Origin of the sequence: Pedobacter psychrophilus (assembly GCF_001652725.1) — a bacterium.
Lineage (GTDB): Bacteria > Bacteroidota > Bacteroidia > Sphingobacteriales > Sphingobacteriaceae > Pseudopedobacter > Pseudopedobacter psychrophilus.
Map to the genome: position 1 here is coordinate 236,350 of NZ_LWHJ01000011.1, position 19,901 is coordinate 256,250.

Genomic DNA, 19,901 nt, shown 5'->3' on the forward strand with positions numbered 1-19,901 from the left:
TCTTCCAGTTTTTCCTCTTCAGATTTGATGCTGTTTGGATCCTTTAAATTGGGAATTAAGGTGCTCCCCAGTTTAGAGATTAAAGATTTCGGATTTATCGGCTTTGATTCAATAATTGGTTTATCTTCAATTATAGGAGAAATTTGATGGTTTTTAGGTTCAATTTCAACATTATCTACCTTTGGTATTGAAGCCTCACTTAAAATTTCTGGAAGTTTAATGTTTTCTGTAGCTATTAAATTTTCAGGTTTTTTTTTTTAATTGCTCAGCCATTTGCTGAACATTTCCAGATTGGCTCAATTGTAAAGCCTGCGACAAATGACTTATTTTTATCAGCGTAAGCTCTACTTGTAACCTTTGGTTTTTACTAATCCTATAATTAAGGTCGCATTGATTGGCAATATTTAAACCACTGATCAAAAACGAAGCTGGAGATTTCTTTGCTTGCTCCAAATATTTCTGTTTAATGGTTTCACTAACTTCCAATAATTTTACCGTAGCAGCATCCTTACAAATCAATACATTTCTTAAATGACTTGCCAAACCAGTTATAAAATGGTTGCCATCAAAACCATTATTTAAAATCTCATCAAATAGTAGTAGAGTACCAGCAGTATCTTGATTCAGCAGTTGATCGGTAAGCTTAAAATAATAATCGTAATCTAAAATATTTAGGTTGTCAATAACCGCTTGGTAGCTAAGTTCTCGGTTACTAAAACTAACAATCTGGTCAAACATTGATAATGCATCACGCAAACCACCATCCGCCTTTTGCGCAATTAAATGTAAACCGTCAGCATCAAACTTTACATCTTCTTTAAAAGCAATGCTAGCCAAATGATTGGCCATATCTTCAACCCTAATCCTATTAAAATCAAAAATCTGGCACCTTGATAAGATAGTTGGTAAAATTTTATGTTTCTCGGTAGTGGCCAAAATAAAAATGGCATAACTAGGTGGTTCTTCTAAAGTTTTTAAAAAAGCATTGAAGGCACTTTGCGAAAGCATATGTACCTCATCAATAATATATACTTTATACTTTCCAGCTTGTGGCGGTATCCGAACCTGATCAATTAAACTTCTAATGTCATCAACAGAATTATTAGAGGCTGCGTCTAATTCATGTACGTTAAAAGAATTACCGTTTTGGAAAGATTTACAGCTATCACAAATCCCACAAGCCTCATTATGTTCTGTTAAATTTGTACAATTGATGGTTTTTGCCAATATCCTTGCACACGTAGTTTTTCCAACTCCCCTTGGTCCGCAAAAAAGAAAAGCTTGTGCCAATTGGTTATTCTTGATGGCGTTCTTTAACGTATTGGTTATATGCTGTTGCCCAACAACGCTATCAAACAAAACTGGTCTATACTTCCTTGCAGAAACAATAAAATTTTCCATCGCCGCTAAATTATAAAGATGTTAGCGTTAAAGCAATTATTTAAACTTTATGTGGATAAAACACACTACACCTTTTCTGGTATTTTTCAAAAATACGTACTAATACGTATTTATACCCGAGTAATATTTGTCATCTTTATAGAAACAAAAACCAAACAATGCAGATAAAAATATTTATAAAGCTAATTATAGGATTCATTTTCTATTTAAAAAACGATATCGTTCGGTTAAAATAACATTTGCTCTCCCAAAGACAATTAGTCTTTATATTTTCAAATAGGTGTGTTAAAAGCGGTGGGTTTCCCAAACCTTAACCGCTTTTTTATTTAATATTAAAATATTCGAAAAAAGGTGATATAAATTTTAGTATGTCATTAAATTGGATTATCTGGTAATTAATCAACTACCAAGTTTATAAATTGGGCAAAAGTAGAATTATAAAAAGGCTTTAAATTTCTTTAAAGCAATATAAATTAATATACCAATTATCCTTTTTTGTATCTTTATAGGCTACCCATACTTGTGAAATAGGCATTGAAAAAGACAATTCTTCAGATTTTATTTTTACTGTTTGTTTTGCCAATTTTTGCAAAATCAGCAAACTGTATTATTGATACCGCAATTGTTCAGACTGAAATGTTACCTGATAAAGGTTATAGCTTAAATCAAATATCAAAGGATAATTCACTAACCTTTAAAGAGACAGATTCGTTAAAAGGTGCTACTTCATATTGGGTGCGTATGCTTATTTATAATTCTGACAATAACTCAAAAAGATATATCTCAACGGTAGATCCCAATATCAATACCTGTTTATTCACTTTCAATAAAATCAGTAAGAAATGGTTAGTAAACCCGTCTTTCTGCGCTAATCTTCAAACCAATGTTTGATACATTAAAACTAGAATCCTCCATGAAAAAAAAAGTTTTAATTGATGTAAGAAGAAAGCTTAATAGTGGTATTGGTAGAGTTACGCAATGGATTGTTGACAACTTAACCGATACTAACCTGATTGAATTCTATTATTTTACTTTCGAAGAAAACATAATTAAGTATAATCTAACTGAAAGTAGATGCATAGTCACCAAAGCTAAACCTCTTTCAATCGAAGAAGTTCACGAAACACCAGAGTTAATTCTCAAATACAACTTCGATATATATCTAAACCCTCAATTTAATATTTCCCCATTTATTACAACAAAAACGATAACCATATTACATGATTTTTGGTACTTAAAGAGCGAGAAAGCCCTTCCAACTATTGATGACGTTAGTATTCGCCTTGACTTAAAGGAAGGCAACTACTTTAATGTGATTAACAATTGGTTAACCGAAAAAAATGCGGAAGCATTAATGACAACTAATGGACTAATAAAATACAAGCAAGAGAAGGAATTAAAAAATGATGTACTAGATTTGATATGGTCTCAACTGAGTGTTTTTTCATTTTTTTCAAATTCTATTGTTTTTATTACTGAAGATGTAAAACAAGATTTTGAACGGGTTTTTAAGAAAAAAATTAATTCTACAGTTATATCTAATGGGTACAATCATTTTTTTGAAAATGTTCAGTCAAAAACACAAGATATTTTCTTGTGTTTAGCTAAGCTAGAAAAAAGGAAAAACATCTTATTGCTTTTGGAAGCGTATGAAATATACTATAAAAAAGCAATTAATCCTGTTGAATTAGTAATAGCTGGAGACAAAGGATATAATAACTATGCTCTTAAGGTGCTATCGAAAATTGAAGAAATGAATGCTAAAAATATTCCAGTAAGTTTTATAGATTCTGCAAATGATTCTAAAATTAAGGAGCTATTTGAAAAAACTTTGGCATTAATTCTAATTAGCGAATATGAATCGTTCGGGCTTCCTACAGTTGAAGCTTCATTAGCAGAAATACCTGTAATTACATCTAATAATGGTTATGCTAAGGATTTTTTATCAAACGAAACGATAGTTATAAAGGATTTGAATCCAGAAACAGTTGCGAACGCTTTATTGGAAGTACAAAACAACTACCCGTTATACAAAGAGAAAGCGAAGCAGGCAAAACAAATTGTAATTAAAACATTAGATAATGAGGTACTAAAAGCTAAATGGTACAACTTAATAAGTAATGCAATTGATGAATGAAAATTTATCTAATTTTTCATTAGCTCTTATTGTTTATTTCTTAACCATTAACAGTTATTTATTTAATTAGGTTCGGTTGAGGATTTTTAATCGTCTTATCAACTAAAATTTTTTTGCTAATACCTTAGCTAACTAACCATTAGGTAAATAGGACAGTAGCTGTAAGTTCTCAGATCACAAAATTGATTTATAATAAAATTTTATTTTAATTAAAACATTTCCCCACTTGCATTTGCTATACTAATTAAATAATTACTTAATTTTATTACAATTATGTTTTCTTTCCAGGTTAATTCTATTCCGTTAAAAGATGTTATCATTGGTTTAGCAAAATCATTTGAGGTTGAGTATCATCATAGATGCGAGGAATATTTTTTAAATATTCCTGCACATATTGGACATGGACAGATTAGAGGAATCAATTTCGATAACGGATTGGGACTCATCATTTACAAAGCTGTTTTTAACCAAAACATAAAATTAGAATTCACTTTAGATGAAGTACATCCAGTAAAGTTTATTTATTCTCTTCATGGTGCCCTTTCTCATCAATTTGCAAATGAAAAAATAAAACATTCGATTGAAGAATATAGGTGTGCAATTGTAGCTAGTGAGAGAAAAAACGGTCACATTATAGAATTTGAAAAAGATGTACTTCATGAAGTAGTAAGTGTAGAAATTGATCGGGAAACTTTTAGTGTAAAAGAGCGATGTGAACTTATGTTATGGAGTTCAGAACTTAAAAATGTGCTCACTGATATTGACGGTAAAAAGCAATTTTATCATGTAGACAATTGCGGAATCTACTATAAGAATATTTTACAAAACGTAGATGAATATAAGAAAGTAGTCATTGCGCATAAGCTCCATTTACAATCTGTGACTTTAGAAATGTTTATTAATCAGATTGTGCAGTTTGACGATGATGCCTTAAATTCCGATCAGAGAACAATTCTTAGAATTCAGGAATTAAGGAGAATAGAAGAAGCTAGTATTTATATAAGAGAGAATATAAACGCAGACCTCTCTGTGAAAAATATTTCACGCAAAACGGGTTTAAATCCTAATAAGCTACAAAACGGATTTAAATATTTGTTCACTACCACCATGAATGAATATATTACTAATATTAGATTGGAACAGGCCAAAGTATTGCTGCAAAACAATGAATACAACGTTAGTGCGGTTGTATTAGCCGTTGGATTAGAGAGTAGCAGTTACTTTTCTAAAATATTTAAGAAAAAGTTTGGTATAACCCCCAAAAAATTTAAGAAATTACATGAATATAATTAGAGCTTTTTTCAAAGTTCTTTCTACATCAGGCATCTTATTCAATTAAAGAAACAGCTTAATCGCATTAATTTTTAGCGCAATCAATTATATACACGGATTAACTTTACGGTTTTTGTAGATTTAAACTTTACATAAAACTTGTTAATTCTTGAATAATAATTTAAGCACACAATTTTCTGATTTAATAGCTTCTGCCAAAGACTTTATTCCATTATTATTAGAAGAAGCTTCAGAAACTGATGCTCCCAATTTGTTTCCAGAAAAATCATTATTGGCAATCAAAGATTCAGACTTTCTAACAGCATGTATTACTTCTGATTTTGGCGGACGAAATTTGGGTTTACAAGCTGGTTCTAATAGCGCTCTGCTGGAAATTTTACAACTAATTGGTTCTGGAAATTTGGTTTTGGGTCGCGTTTTGGAAGGACATTTTAACGCACAACTACTCATTAACCAATTTGCGACATCAGAACAAAAAGAGAGGTTTTCTAAAGATGCTTTTGAAGGAAGATTATTTGGCGTTTGGAATACCCAAGCTGATGATGGTGTTTTCATACAGGATCAAAATGAAACTTATGTTTTACATGGCTCAAAAACTTTTGCTACAGGAACAGGCTATGTCGCAAGACCTATAGTAACGGCAACAGACAACGATGGTTCGTGGCAAATGTGCATTGTTCCTCTTGACCAAGTTACTGCAATTGTAGATGATAAATGGTGGAACCCGATGGGAATGAGAGCGACAAGAAGTTATAAAATGAACTTCAATAATATAGTAATTGCTAAAGATAACTTGTTGGGAAATGCTGGAAATTATTATCAGCAACCAAGTTTTAGTGGTGGTTCAGTTCGTTTTTCCGCAGTTCAACTGGGCGGCGCTGAAATGATATTCAAAGAGACTGTCAATTACCTAAAAAACTTAAAAAGAACAGAAGACCAATTTCAAAAAATGCGCATTGGTGAAATGGCGATACTTATTGCATCGGGAAATCAATGGATAAACTCGGCCGCTGTATATCTGGACAATTACATGAGCGAATCTTCTAGCGAAAATGCCAACCTTTTTTTAAATCAGACCAATATGGTACGTACGGCAATTGATGAGATTTGTACAAAAATTATGTCGCTATGCCAAAAATGTATTGGAGCAAGAGGGCTAAATAAACCCTTTCATTTTGAGCGAATCATTCGGGATTTGAATACTTATTTGCGCCAGCCTGCCCCCGATTATATGTTAATGGAAGTGGGTCGGTTTGCATTTGATAATGCAAATTCAGAAAATGAGCACTAAAAAGATATATTCTAAAAATGGATAAAATCGATATAGAAAAGCTTCCAATGTCACCAGAACACTGTGTGAAGGATTTAGGAAAAACTTTAATTGTGGCACCGCATGCAGATGATGAAAGCTTAGGCTGTGGAGGGGTTATCGCCTTATTAAGAAAATATAATCAGGCAGTCTATATTCTATTGTTGAGCGATGGAACATTATCACATCCAAATAGCTTATTATATCCGAAGGAAAAATTGCGAAACTTGCGAGAAAACGAAATTTTAAATGCTGCAAAAGTTTTAGATGTGCCTGCCAAGAATGTTATTTTTTGTCGATATAATGACCGTAATGTTCCAGGTTTAGGAAGTACAAATTTTGAAAGCGCATTAGCTGATATTAACAAAATAATAAATATAATTAATCCACAGAGTATTTTTGTTCCTTGGCGTAAAGACCCTCATCCTGATCATGTTGCTGCTTATCAATTAGTAAATCATGCAGAAACTTACCATGCAAAAATTTACGAATATCCTATTTGGCTTGATGCTTTGGGCAAAGCGGAGGATTTTCCTGAAATAAACGCCGTTAGGCCGTTCAAGTTAGATATTTCCAGTATCTTATCTATTAAGCAGGAAGCAATTTCTGCACATCAATCGCAAATTTCTAACTTAATTGATGATGATCCAGAAGGTTTCAGAATCTCACAAGTGATGTTGGAAGAGTTTAATAAACCTTACGAAATATTTTATATCTCTAAATAATGTCCTATAAAGAAACACTTAATGCCGACTACTTTGCAAAAGTATATGCTGCAAATGATGATCCTTGGAACTTTGAAACAAGTGTGTATGAGGCGGAGAAATATGCTTCCACAATAGCTTCATTACCTAAAGAAAATTATGGAGAAATATTGGAAATTGGATGTTCAATTGGCGTATTAACAAAACTATTAGCCAAAAAATGCAATCATCTATTGGCTACTGATGTTTCAGAAAAGGCTTTAGAAATCGCTAAGAAAAGATGTAATGATTTAGAAAATATCCAATTTAAGAACATTAGCTTCCCTGATCAACTCCCGGAGGAAAAATATGATTTAATTGTAGTTTCAGAAGTTGCATATTATTTATCTTCAGCAGATTGGGCTTTGGCAATTGATAAAATGTATAATATGTTGATGGAAAAAGGGCAAATCGCTTTGATACACTGGTTGCCAGAAGTTCATGACTATCCTCAAACCGGGGATGAAGTTCATTATTTATTTGCTGATGAAATTAGTGAAAAAATGGTAAATGTATTTAATAGCCGAGCAGAAAAATACAGAATTGATATCTGGGAAAAAGTTAATCGGAATAATTAGAAATACTTTCTTTTAATTTTAATATTGCTGTATTTATTGGGCTTGATGCATACATTTCATTCCAATGTATTTCGTTCAAAATCTTAATTTCATTGAACCATTCGCCATAATAACTGACTGCATAATTTTTTAAAATGCTATCGTCAAAAATAATATGCTTATCAATCTTTTCAAGTTCTGATATCACAAGTAGATAATTATTTTCTTTTTTATTCCATAAATCTCTTATTTTCCTCTTTATGATAAGCCTATTTACTAATGATTCACAAGATTCGACCAAAAAATTACTTTCTATCATTTCCATATTTTTCCAAACAAGCAGTTGATTAGCAAGTCCCACATCTGCTCTACCGCAGTACCTCGCAGAAGTATGTACTTTTACCCGGTTACTATGTCTGATTTTAGCATCAACAGATTCTAATTTTTCATAGAAAGCACAATCTTCCAGATGCTTTACATGAGGTACTCCACCTGCTGTTTGATAGCAGATAGATGTTACTGCAAAACTCCCATTAAAGTGCTGATGATGGCATGGTTTTCCGAAATCGAAATTTTTTAAAATCATCGAAGCTAACTCGGCGGCTAGAAGTTGATATTCTTCATCTTTTTTATGGAATAAAGATATGGAGGAATCTAGCACCACTGACTCTTCCTCATTAAATAAAATCCGTCCTCCAACAGCATCTGCTCCGTTATTAATTTCGCAAATATTCTGGTAAATCCAATCCCTTGAAACAACAGTATCACTATCGGTTGTCATTATAATTCCTCCACCGTTTTTACACAACCTGGAATAGGCGATATCCATCAAAGTTTTTCGAACGAAACCAATATTAGCATGCTCCTCTTCAAGTATGATATCTTCCACATGTATATTTAAAGATGAATTTTCTTCTTTAAACTGCTGAATGATACAAACACTATGATCAGTACAATTATTAGCAATAATCAAGATTTCGAAAATTTTCTTATTTAGTTCAAGGCCCTCATCATTTATTTGGTTAAGAAAAGCAGCTAAACAATCCTTAATATACCTTTCTTCATTTTTCACTGGGATTACAATAGAAACTTTTACCTCTGATAGGATTGGAACTTGCGAGAATAGAATTGAAGGGTCTGTTGGGAGGTATTTTTTCATTGACGGAGCATTTATAAAAAAGCGGCTATAAAGCCGCTTTTAATATTATTTAGCCTTTAAATTAATTTCCGTATTGGCAAGTTTTGTGAGATCTATATCACATTTTTTTTCTTCATCAAGTGTCGCTCCTAATAATTTATGAACTTCGTTTTCACCTAAGAGTTTGGCATAGGTAGCCATAGTACCATATGAAGCAATTTCGTAATGCTCTATTTTTTGCGCCGCTGCAATTATTGCTGCATCTCTAATTGCTCCCGGTTCGGTTTCTTCCATAATGCTTTCTGCTTCCTTCAGCAATCCATCCATTGCATCGCATTTTTCAGCTTTTGGTTTTTCATCCATCGCTTTAAATGCATCTTCTAATCTGATAATCTGATTTTGCGTTTCATCCAAATGTTTCTTAATTGCCTCTTGCAATTTTGAAGAAGTTGCGTTTTTAGCCATTTTAGGTAAATTTTTTACCAACGCTTTTTCTGCCCAGTATAAATCCTTAAGACCATCTACCAGAAAATCTCTTAAATCTTCTGCAGCATCTTTTTTTGGTTTAATTTTCCCTGTTTCTGTTTGCTTTGCCATAGTTTTAATGTTTTTAATTTTAATTAATTTTTTTTTTTAAGAAGAAACATTTTCATAATTTCTCTTTTCTAAAGCGGTTCAATTTATTATGGTCTATAAAATCTCGCCATTTTATAAAGTAAAGCCTTTTTCATTTTCAATTATATATCGCAAGGAAGATTAATCCATTTGCATCTTTAATAATTTTTTTAAGGGCATTTTTACTTTCTTTAAACGGCTAATTTTACACGATTAAAAAAGCATCTACACTATGAACATATTAGCTAAAAAAGATTTTCACTCTTCTTACGATGTGATTGTTTTTTGCCACTTACGTTGGGATTTTGTTTACCAGCGACCTCAACATCTAATTACCAGATTATCAAATGATTTTAAAATTTTGGTTATTGAAGAACCCGTGGGAAAGGGAGATGGATCAGAAAGAGGTTTTAAAATATCAGATAATATACATGTTTTACAACCCACCATTGACAATATTGAAGACCTTGGAAGTTTTTTAAAGGATATATTAGAAACAAAAGTATTTCCGGTAGGTTGGTTCTATTCGCCAGCATTTGTGAATGTGTTAAATTATTTAAATTTCTCTGCTATAGTTTATGATTGTATGGATGAACTTTCGCTTTTTAAAGGCGCTTCTCAAAAACTAATAGAACAAGAAAAGAACTTATTATCCGCAGCAGATATCGTTTTTACAGGAGGAAAATCGCTTTATGAAGCGAAAAAAGAAAAGCATAGCAATGTTTTTTGTTTTCCTAGTTCGGTAGATCAAGAACATTTCAATCTGGGTAATAAAAGTTTAGAATTGCCATCAGATATCGACTCAATACCAAAACCAATTGTTGGTTACTATGGAGTTATCGATGAAAGAATTAATCTGAATTTATTGCAAATGAGTGCTCAAAAAATGCCGGATATTTCTTTTGTGATGATTGGACCAATCTGTAAAATTGAAGAACAAGATTTACCATGGGCAGCAAATATTTTTTATCTCGGAATGAAAACTTACGAAGAGCTTCCAGTTTATTTAAATGAATTTGATTATGCAATGATGCCTTTTGCATTAAACGACGCCACTAAATTTATCAGCCCTACAAAAACCTTGGAATACATGTGCGCCATGAAACCTATCATTTCAACTAAAATTAAAGACGTTGAAAGGGATTATAGTCATTGTATTCAACTTATAGATGATGAGAATGATTTCTTTAATGCAATCCACCAAACCAAAGCTGATTTTAAAGATGCTTATCTGGAAATTTTACAAAATACCTCATGGGATAGAACTGCTGCAAAAATGTCTCAAATAATTAATGGAATAAAAGAATTAGCATGACCGATTATGATATTTTAATTATTGGCGCCGGAATTTCTGGGGCTGTGCTTGCCGAACAATATGCATCTGCAGGGAAACGGGTTTTGATTATCGAAAAACGAAACCACATTGCAGGAAACTGTTTTGATTTTTATGATGAAAACGAAATACTAACCTCTAAATACGGTGCCCATCTTTTCCATACCAATGATGAAGGGGTGTGGAATTATGTAAATCAATTTGCAGATTGGTACACTTGGGAACATAAAGTAGTAGCAAAAGTAGATAACCATTTAGTTCCAATACCAGTAAATATTACTACTGTTAACACTTTGTTTAACGAGAACTTATCTTCAGAATTAGAAATGAGAGAATGGCTTTCTAATAATAGGATATCTTACAATTCACCAAAAAATGGAGAAGAGGCAGTTTTAAATCGTGTGGGTAAAGTTTTATACGATAAAATGTTTAAGCATTATACAAAAAAGCAATGGGACAAATATCCTTCAGAATTACATGCTTCAGTTTTGGAACGCATCCCAGTAAGGGACAATTACGATGACCGCTACTTTTCTGATGTTCATCAAGCATTGCCAAAAGGCGGATATACAAAGATGTTCAAGAACATATTAAATCACCCAAATATTACTGTACTGCTAAATACAGACTATTTCGAAGTTGAAGGTGAAATTGGCGGATATGAAAAGCTATTTTACACAGGCCCTATTGATCGTTTCTTTACTTTTAATGCAAACCTGACAGAAAAACTAGAATACCGATCCATCAACTTTGTTAGAGAAGAAATTGATCAGGAATTTTTCCAGCAAAATTCGGTAGTGAATTATCCTGGAAATGAAGTTGAGTTTACACGGATTGTTGAATATAAGCATTTCGGAAACCAACAATCAGCCACAACCAGCATTGTTAAAGAATACACAATTGACGAGGGAGAACCATATTATCCAGTTCCTAACGAACAAAATCAAGAAATTTACGCTAAATATAAAACCGAAGCAGATAAATTACTAAACGTGTATTTTGTTGGAAGATTGGCAAATTATAAATATTTTAATATGGATCAGGCATTTAGAAATGCCTTAAATCTTTTCAAAAGTTTAGAAGTAGATGTTGTAGAACAAGAATATGCAAAATCCGTTTAGTTCATTTTTCTTAGGTGGTTTCGAGTGTGCGGATCAAATTAATCGTTCAGGAGAACGGGTTAACTTATTAGAAATTACACAGCATCATTTAAGGGTAGAAGAGGATTATCAGCTTTTATTAGATATTGGAATAACCTCAGTGCGAGAAGGAATTTGCTGGAGTTCAATAGAAACTAGCCCGGGATTATTTGATTTTAATGAGGTATTGAACCGAATTAAAATTGGCGAGAAATTGGGAATTCAACAAATTTGGGACATGATTCATTTTGGCTATCCAGATGACTTGTTTCCAACGCACCCTAAATTTTGCTCCCGTTTCACTAACTTGTGTATTGAATTTGTTAGGTTTTATAATCAACATTCCTTGCAACCACTTCTTATTATCCCTATCAATGAAATCAGCTTTTTATCTTGGTTTTCTGGAGATGTAAGGGGTACCGTTCCGTTTTTAGAGAAGAGCGGTTGGGATATGAAGTATCATCTTTGCAAAGCAGCGATACTTGCAATCAAAGCTATTAGAGAAGAGAGTCCGTTAGCTAAGATAATTTTAGTAGAACCTCTTGTTAAAGTTCATCAAAACGGCATATTATCAGCAGAAGAGTTGCAAAAAATTAATGAATACCAATTTGAAGCAGTAGATATTATTAAAGGCAGACTATGCCCAGAATTGGGTGGAAATAACATGCTTTTTGATATATTAGGCATTAATTATTATTGGAATTGCCAATGGGTTGAAGGTGGCGAAACAGTATATTGGCCAGATATTTTGAAAGTTAGGGTTCCTCTGAGACAATTGCTAAAAGAATCTTATTTACGATATAATAAACCCATTTTCATTTCTGAAACAGGGCATTTTGGACAAGGTAGGGTTGAATGGCTAGAAGAAATTTCAGAAGAATGCTTAGCTATAAAACAAGCCGGAATTCCTTTTTTTGGCATTTGCATTTATCCTGTTACAGATCGCCCGGATTGGGACAATCTTTTAGATTATAGTAATTGTGGTATTTTTGATTTGGATGCTATCGGAAATAGAATTCCTCATATAGAATATATTGAATCGCTAAAAGTGCAACAGATTAAATTTAAAGATATAGAGATTTGAATTCCTGCCCAATTACAATTTAAAATTTAATAAATTCCCATATATCCCACTATTCGTTATGTTCAGCAGAGCATGTCGTAATTCCTAAAAAATAGGAGTTGTAATCCTAATCAAAAATTAACCAATTGTTTAAAACGAGCTAAAGCAAGTTTCTTATCAGACACAAATTATTTAATTAACTTTATGATGCTTATTCCGCCACAAGCTGTCTAAAACAGTTTTGTTAAAGGGATTATTTTGCACATATATGCAAACTTGAAATAATTAAAACCGGGTTGCCCGCCATATCTAAAAATCGCATAAATAGCAGATTTAAGTAAATAGAGAAATATTAACAAAACTATACAGACACATACTTCCAACTTTAAAACATTAAATTTATCTAAATATAAATACTCAAACTAACCTATAAATTGCACCTTTTTATCCTATGAAAAATTACATATGCTGTTTAATAAATCTGTTTTTATTTGTCGATTTTGTTAAAGCACAGGATAGATTTGAGTTTTCCATCTCAACGGCTTATCAGCAAAGTGATTTTAAATGGTCTATAGCTGGCAGTGCTAATGGTACAAATCCTAATGTATATTCGGAACTTATTTGGAAAAATCTTAGAGGTCCTGCGTTTCAAACCTCATTAAAAACAAAATTATGGAAAGGATTATTTATACAAGGGTCTGTAAATTATTCTGCTATAATAGGGGGTAGCGCCAACGATACTGATTATGCTGATGATAATCGTGTTAATCCAGTATTTGAAGCTAATTTACAAAGCGACAAAGGATATACTGCTGATTATTTAATTACTGTAGGCTATAAATACAAAAATAAAAAACTTTCAATTTCCCCATATTTAGGTTACGGAAAATCTACTCAATCAATGTTTTTGCTCGATGAAAATATAGAAGAATTAAATACCTCCTACAAGGCCAATTGGTCTGGTCCTTTTGTAGGTTTTATATTTGATGCACAATTAAAAACAAACCTGCATTTAGAAACAGATTTTGCTTATCACCAATTAGGTTACCACGCAAAAGCCGATTGGAATCTAATCGATAATTTTGCGCATCCTGTCAGTTTTAAGCATACTGCAAATGGATTTGCATTGAATGGTAAGATAACAGTGGTCTATACTTTTTATAAAAGTTCAGCCTTTTTTATAGATGTCCAAAAAAGTTTTTGGAATACAGGAGCAGGGATTGACGAACTATTTTATGATAATGGAGATATTGCGTTTACTAAATTAAACCAGGTAGAACGTAACAGTAATAATTTAGGTTTAGGGTTAAAATTGTATTTTTAAAATAACGAGATCAATTTTGATAGTGGATTAATATCATGTTAAGCACACCCATAAATATTAGACAAAATCGTTTTTAAATAATTAGCTAATAGAACCCTCGGATTTTAAAAAAAAAATCATAAAATCCACATTTAATCAATTTTAATGAAAAGGCTAATAACCTTTAAATAATACATTTGAGTCTTACATTTGGTACAAATGTCACTTACAATATCACCACATACATCTATCTTTGATAGATTATATACCAATTATAATATTACTTTAATGAAGACCAAAAATATTTTAATTCTATTGCTTGCAATAGTAACTTTTAGCAGCTGCAGTAAAACAAAAACTCCAGATACGGTACCAAATACTAAACCTACCGACTTAGTAATCAACGCAGAAATAAGTTCAGATGGTTCTGGCAATGTAAATTTTACTGCTACAGCAAAAAATGCAGTACGATATAGTTACACATTCGGTATTTCTTACGGGGAGACTGCAATTAATTCTCCAGACGGACAAGCAACTATTAGATATTCATCTACAGGTAATTATACAGTTCATGTGATTGCATATTCTGCTAATGATAATTTCATTTTTGGCGATAAGGCTATAGCCGTAGATATACCTTTTACTATTCCTACTTTAGGTTATACCACACCGCTTACCTATCCAGGCAAAACACTTATTTGGGCGGATGAATTTTCAGGAACTTCTTTAAATACCGCTTTTTGGACACAAGAAACTGGTAATGCTTGGGCAAATAACGAACAGCAAAACTACCAAGCCAGCAATACGGAAGTAAAAGATGGTTACCTTGTGATTACTGCAAAAAAAGAAGCAGTAAATGGAAGGCAATATTCATCATCAAGAATAAAAACTCAGGATAAAAAGTTTTTTAAATATGGACGAGTAGATGTCAGGGCATTGGTACCAAAAGGTCAGGGGATTTGGCCAGCGTTATGGATGTTGGGCAACAATAAAAGTGCAGTAAGTTGGCCAACTTGTGGCGAAATAGATCTAATGGAATTAATTGGCGGGTCAGTAAGTCCTAAAAGCGATTCTAAAACTTATGCTACTATCCATTGGAATGATGTAACCCACCAGCAGTCTCAAGGCTCTTATACTCTCCCTACAGGTAAATTTGCAGATCAATTTCATGTATTTAGCATGGAATGGAATGCAACCACAATTATTTTATACTTAGATGATATCGAATATAAAAGATTTAATACCAGCCCAACCGGTATGGATGCTTTTAGAAAAGATTTCTTCTTCACATTTAATGTAGCGGTTGGTGGAGACTGGCCAGGAAACCCAGATACTACTACAGTATTTCCGCAGCGAATGGTGGTAGATTATGTAAGGGTTTTTCAATAACAAAATTCAAAATATCCTATTAAAATATTAAAGAGGCGGGCCTAATAAGTCCGTCTTTTTTAATTTTAACGCTGTTAAATAAATACTTAGGTTTAATAGGTATTTTAATTGATCACTTCTGCTATACAGCCTATATTTTAATTTTAACGATTAAGCCGTTTAATCCAAAGCTGAAATAAAAGAAAACTAAAATTCTTATTTATACCATTTGCAAGGTATCCACCACCGGCGGGGGTAGGGGGGTGGTTAATGATAGTGATGTAAGCAAAGCGTAATATGCCCTGCAGGTTATGTCACATATCTTTACAAACAGTTTCAATAATCCACTAAAAAAGTTTAACCATTTACTCACGATAATACTTAAATAGTTGCTTTTTCACAAAGATTATTTAATTAACTTTATGATGATCTTACCCACATTTAAGCAAGAATAGATAAATAAGAGGCTTCATTGCACATAAATAAGTTGTATGCAGTTAGCCAAAACAATCAAAATATATAGAATGAAATTACAACTTATTTTACCTATCCTTTTAATAGGAGTATGGTCTAAGGCTCATGCACAAGCTCAAAAGACTGATATATTTATATTAGGTTCAGATCATCTGGCACAAATCTACAAAAGTGATAATCCTAATACTGATGTTTTGCTTGCAAAAAGGCAAAAGGAAATTGCAGATTTTTCCGCATTAGTATTACCCTATAAACCAGATATGATTATGGTTGAATTGTTACCTGAAGATCAAACAAAAATTGACAGTTTATATGGGCTCTTTTTACAGGATAAATTAAAAATAGAAGATTTACCTGATGGGCGTAGTGAAGTGTATCAATTAGCATTTCGTATGGGCAAGAAACTTAATTTGCCGAAAATATTATGTGTAAATGCGCCAGGTGCTACTTCTCAAAGTATTTTAGAAAATGGAGAAAACATTGAGATTTATAAAAAAGAAAATTTGGAACTTAGAACTTTTGCCAGTGAAAAATATAAGGCGCTACAAGAAGGAAGCTTATCATTTAAAGATTTCTTAACTTTTTTAAATCAACCTGAAATAATTAATAAGATTTATCATTTACGATATATTACACCCTCTAGAGTAATAAATGGTACGTTTAAAAATCCTGATGCTATGGTTGATACGGCATTTGTAAATCCTAAATATATAGGTGCAGAACTTACATCTGTTTTTAAAAATAGAGATTACAAAATTTATTCAAATATCGTGACTACCGTAAATCAGCAAAATTCTAAAAAGACTTTATTAATTATTGGTGTAGCGCATATTGGTTCTCTGAAGAATATAATTCGGGATGACGAAGAATTCAATCTTATTGATGGGCATCGTTATCTGGATAAATAACTACATGCTTCATCGGTGGGGCAATAGATCGGGTTTTGTACTAAATCGAAGATTAGTACATTTAAAAATTTGCCGATAATTGATATTTTAATTCCTATATTTTCTCCTTGGTAATGTTTAGCTTAATATTTGGTGATGTGGTGTATTTAATTTATTATCATAATACTATGATCTAGGATTAGCTAATTTTCTCATTGACTACCTAACCAAATCCTCCTCACCAATTCAACTCATTTCCTTAAAACAACTGTTATATTTGTAGGTTGACCTTTATTGACCACAAGATTTTGGATAGCCTGTAAATGATTTGAAGTATCTATTTTAAAAGTGACATAAGTAAACCATTCTCCTAAACTCATTCCTGTTTTTAAGGCTTCTCCGTTAGCATCACTTTTAAGCTGATACACACTCCCTTTACTAGTTTTCGCTTCAGCCAATACCTTGCTTCTGAATAGGTAAATTTCTGCATCATTCACCGGAAAACCAAGACTATCTGCCACCTTAAAAATTGCTCCTGTTGCATCTTTTGTAGCTATAGTAGCCTTAAGCATTTGTGGATTTTCAGATGGTTTTAAAGTTTGATAAATCGAATAAAAATTCCCTTTAATGGTATCTCTAAAAAAAATCAGGTAATCTTTATCATTCCTTAATCCTTTAAAATGATATTGCCCTACACTATCCGTACTTACACGATAGATATAATTTACGCTATCACTTGGTGAACTGGAGATATAAACTATGCGATTCTTAATGGGACTGGCCTGTGCTTCTAATGTTAAATATTGATTCTCAGCAGTGAGTATGCCATACAAATAGGCTTGCTCTCCAATGGTATTTACATTTTTACCACAGCCTAACAAAGCAAATGAGAGGATAATATATAGGATTGATTTTTTCATGACTTAAATTTAAATTATCGACTATTATTTACCAAACAAACCTAAAGCTTTCAATAGGTTACCAGGCTCAACACTAATAGATACATATCCTCTAGGCTGATAAATTTTCTTTTCTTCAATCACTTCATTGTTAACCACATCGTATCTGTTTTTTCCGGATAGATGTATTCCTGTAGAAAATAACAGCCCTGGCCCTATATTATATCCAACACCGCTGTAAAAATTGGTCAATGGCTCTGGTATGCCTACACCCAACTGCCAAAACAATCTTCCGCACCCATCTCTTTTGGGCAATATATTGTCATCTGGTTTTAACATCCCTTTTCCAACGAAATACAAATTAAATAATGCAATTCCCCGGTAAGATTGTGAGCTACTTTTGAAACTAATATTATCTTGGCTATCTTGATTCAGTTCGTTCTGTGATTGTGCATTAAATGTATAAGCTAATCCTCCACTTAAATTAAATCTCACGTATTTACCTACCTTAAATTTTACGGCATCAATCAACGTTGTATCTTTTTTGAGGATGGATTGTATCGTATATTTATACGTATTTAACGTATCCAGTGCTTCCGATTTTAATAGCTTGGTTTCAAAAATTGGGATTTTACTTTGGTTTGGCGTCCAAGGTGCAGGTGGTAAAGTACTTGTTTCCAGCAATTTTAGGTATAAATTTCCTTTTTTCAAGGTTTCTACATCTCCATCAAATTTAAGTTCATTTACATCAAAAAGTGGTTTTTCTCCAAATGCTTTTTTTGGATCTTGGATATATCTTGGAGTTGTAATTTGGTTGACAAACTTATTGAACTGCAAAATATTAGGATTTAAAACTGCAAACAAACTAGCCGCTTCGCTAAAAAACCGATTAATTTCCTGTTCTGTTTTCCCAGTTGCGTTTAACGCCACCTTATTGGGTGCGTTTAATTTAATGGTTTGCCCTTCAACTTTGTTATGTACGGCCCAAGTAATTGTTTCTGCTGCATTCAAAAATTTCAAATCTTCATCATCCCCTTCTATTAATTCATTGTCAGCCATAATACTTCTATAATATCGCTCATTAATTGAAGTTTCATTATAGGGTATCTTTAAAAGATTAAGATAGGTAAACCCAATTTTCAGCTTGGTAAAATCTTGGTCTGATACCTTCTTCAAAGAATCTCTTATGGTATTAAAAGTACTTCGACTTTTCAACAGATTTTTCTCAGCTAAAATCTGTTTAAATAGAGTGTAATTCCCACTACTATCAAAACTCACTTTTCGTTTGATCAATGCATCTAAATAAGCTTGGTAGGCATGATCTTCAGATAAAGTCCAACCTGGGTTGTTCAGTAATAATATTTCGCTGGTATGATCAAATGGGTTGACTCTGGGTTCTGCTTTATTCAACCACAAAAGCTGTGCTAACCAGGGTTCTTTAAACATTAAAAAAAGCTCCGACTTGCTAATAATAGTAGCCAATTTATGGGCTTCCCTATAGCCTGAAGGATCCTTCAGTTTTTCCTCTAAACTTTTTAAAAGGTCACTAAATGTATTCAGTGCTGCAAATAAATCTCTATCGCCTAAACTTTTATAAATGGGATTCTTTGTATCTGCATAAACAAGGTTATAATGTGCCGCATAAAAAAGATTGGCTAAAGAAGGCTTGTAGATTTTAAAGGTTGCAAAAGTTTTGTTTAAATTTAAACTGGTAGCGCTATCAGTTTTTTTATCCCATACTTCTTTTAACGCATCAGTAATAAGGGGTAAGCCCCTAATATTTATATTATCAGCGTCTGATAAAGGTTTAGTGTTAATCAGCCTTTGTAAGTCTCCTCTTGCTTCACAATAATGGTCTCTAATTTCAGCTACTTTTTCAAATAGTAAACTATATTGTTCTTTCCCCCCTTCTAAAGATTTGATACTAGCCTCCAATCTTTCTATAATGTCTTTTATCAAATCAACTTTAGCTTCCTCTAAAGTAGCATCAATAGCTGTCGTAGTTGTGTTAAAACTATTTTTTAATTTATCATACTCAGTTTGACCTTTTATGATAGGAGACACTTCAATTACCCTACCATTTTTGTCAAATTTTATGGGTTTGATTTGTCCATAAGCAAATAACAAATTAAATAAGAGCGTCAGAAAAATAGTTAACTTCTTCATGCTGTTTTTTTTCTTCTAATTTAAAAGTTAAACCATACAGTAGCAATCCCCAAAATCAGGTATTTTTCATTTAAAG

The 19,901-nt window shown here is 32.4% G+C and carries 17 protein-coding genes; 12 read left to right on the top strand and 5 right to left on the bottom strand.

All coding sequences use genetic code 11. The annotated features are described in order from the left end of the window. Positions 1–243: 243 nt before the first annotated feature. Positions 244–1,401 carry a DNA polymerase III subunit gamma/tau gene (locus A5893_RS18230; protein ID WP_068820791.1) on the bottom strand — a complete coding sequence of 386 codons (1,158 nt, stop codon included), beginning with the start codon at positions 1,399–1,401 and terminating at the stop codon, positions 244–246. Positions 1,402–1,935: 534 nt separating this feature from the next. On the opposite strand from A5893_RS18230, the gene A5893_RS01615 reads away from it, so the two are divergent. From A5893_RS01615 to A5893_RS01640, 6 genes are all read left to right on the top strand, one after another. Continuing rightward, a complete protein-coding gene (locus tag A5893_RS01615; RefSeq protein ID WP_068820792.1) occupies positions 1,936–2,292 on the top strand; it encodes a lysozyme inhibitor LprI family protein in 357 nt (118 codons plus the stop codon). A gap of 22 nt (positions 2,293–2,314) precedes the next feature. After that, the gene (locus A5893_RS01620; protein ID WP_157687351.1) at positions 2,315–3,538 is read left to right on the top strand and encodes a glycosyltransferase; all 1,224 of its coding nucleotides are present in this window, start codon (positions 2,315–2,317) and stop codon (positions 3,536–3,538) included. 273 nt (positions 3,539–3,811) lie between these two features. Then, positions 3,812–4,831, top strand: a complete 1,020-nt coding sequence (locus A5893_RS01625; protein WP_068820794.1) for a helix-turn-helix transcriptional regulator — start codon at positions 3,812–3,814, stop codon at positions 4,829–4,831. Between the two features lie 148 nt (positions 4,832–4,979). Further along, positions 4,980–6,122, top strand: coding sequence for an acyl-CoA dehydrogenase family protein (locus tag A5893_RS01630; RefSeq protein ID WP_068820795.1), 1,143 nt, complete (start codon positions 4,980–4,982; stop codon positions 6,120–6,122). Between the two features lie 17 nt (positions 6,123–6,139). Then, positions 6,140–6,865, top strand: coding sequence for a PIG-L deacetylase family protein (locus A5893_RS01635; RefSeq protein WP_068820796.1), 726 nt, complete (start codon positions 6,140–6,142; stop codon positions 6,863–6,865). Next, a complete protein-coding gene (locus A5893_RS01640) occupies positions 6,865–7,461 on the top strand; it encodes a class I SAM-dependent DNA methyltransferase (protein WP_068820797.1) in 597 nt (198 codons plus the stop codon). The genes A5893_RS01635 and A5893_RS01640 overlap by 1 nt, the downstream gene beginning before the upstream one ends. Here the strand turns inward: A5893_RS01640 and A5893_RS01645 are convergent. Both A5893_RS01645 and A5893_RS01650 read right to left on the bottom strand, forming a co-directional pair. Further along, positions 7,445–8,599 (bottom strand): glycosyltransferase, encoded by a 1,155-nt coding sequence (locus A5893_RS01645; RefSeq protein WP_068820798.1) that lies wholly within the window; start codon positions 8,597–8,599, stop codon positions 7,445–7,447. The genes A5893_RS01640 and A5893_RS01645 overlap by 17 nt on opposite strands. Before the next feature lie 45 nt (positions 8,600–8,644). Beyond that, positions 8,645–9,175: a YciE/YciF ferroxidase family protein gene (locus tag A5893_RS01650; protein WP_068820799.1), complete on the bottom strand. Its 531-nt coding sequence runs from the start codon at positions 9,173–9,175 to the stop codon at positions 8,645–8,647. A gap of 250 nt (positions 9,176–9,425) precedes the next feature. Here A5893_RS01650 and A5893_RS01655 point away from each other — a divergent pair, with 250 nt between their 5' ends. From A5893_RS01655 to A5893_RS01680, 6 genes are all read left to right on the top strand, one after another. Further along, positions 9,426–10,508 carry a glycosyltransferase gene (locus A5893_RS01655; protein WP_068820800.1) on the top strand — a complete coding sequence of 361 codons (1,083 nt, stop codon included), beginning with the start codon at positions 9,426–9,428 and terminating at the stop codon, positions 10,506–10,508. Next, entirely contained in the window at positions 10,505–11,647 is a 1,143-nt protein-coding gene (gene glf / locus A5893_RS01660) for a UDP-galactopyranose mutase (RefSeq protein WP_068820801.1), read from the top strand. Before A5893_RS01655 ends, glf begins: the two co-directional genes overlap by 4 nt. Beyond that, positions 11,631–12,749, top strand: a complete 1,119-nt coding sequence (locus A5893_RS01665) for a glycoside hydrolase family 1 protein (RefSeq protein ID WP_068820802.1) — start codon at positions 11,631–11,633, stop codon at positions 12,747–12,749. Before glf ends, A5893_RS01665 begins: the two co-directional genes overlap by 17 nt. 430 nt (positions 12,750–13,179) lie before the next feature. After that, the gene (locus A5893_RS01670; protein ID WP_068820803.1) at positions 13,180–14,052 is read left to right on the top strand and encodes a hypothetical protein; all 873 of its coding nucleotides are present in this window, start codon (positions 13,180–13,182) and stop codon (positions 14,050–14,052) included. Positions 14,053–14,250: 198 nt separating this feature from the next. Next, a complete protein-coding gene (locus A5893_RS01675) occupies positions 14,251–15,420 on the top strand; it encodes a glycoside hydrolase family 16 protein (RefSeq protein WP_198342238.1) in 1,170 nt (389 codons plus the stop codon). 503 nt (positions 15,421–15,923) lie between these two features. Beyond that, positions 15,924–16,781: a DUF5694 domain-containing protein gene (locus tag A5893_RS01680; protein ID WP_157687355.1), complete on the top strand. Its 858-nt coding sequence runs from the start codon at positions 15,924–15,926 to the stop codon at positions 16,779–16,781. 230 nt (positions 16,782–17,011) lie between these two features. On the opposite strand, the gene A5893_RS01685 is transcribed toward A5893_RS01680, so the two are convergent. Together A5893_RS01685 and A5893_RS01690 are read right to left on the bottom strand one after the other, a co-directional pair. Continuing rightward, a complete protein-coding gene (locus A5893_RS01685) occupies positions 17,012–17,680 on the bottom strand; it encodes a hypothetical protein (RefSeq protein ID WP_068820806.1) in 669 nt (222 codons plus the stop codon). Positions 17,681–17,704: 24 nt separating this feature from the next. Next, positions 17,705–19,825, bottom strand: a complete 2,121-nt coding sequence (locus A5893_RS01690) for a hypothetical protein (RefSeq protein WP_068820807.1) — start codon at positions 19,823–19,825, stop codon at positions 17,705–17,707. Between the last annotated feature and the right edge of the window lie 76 nt (positions 19,826–19,901).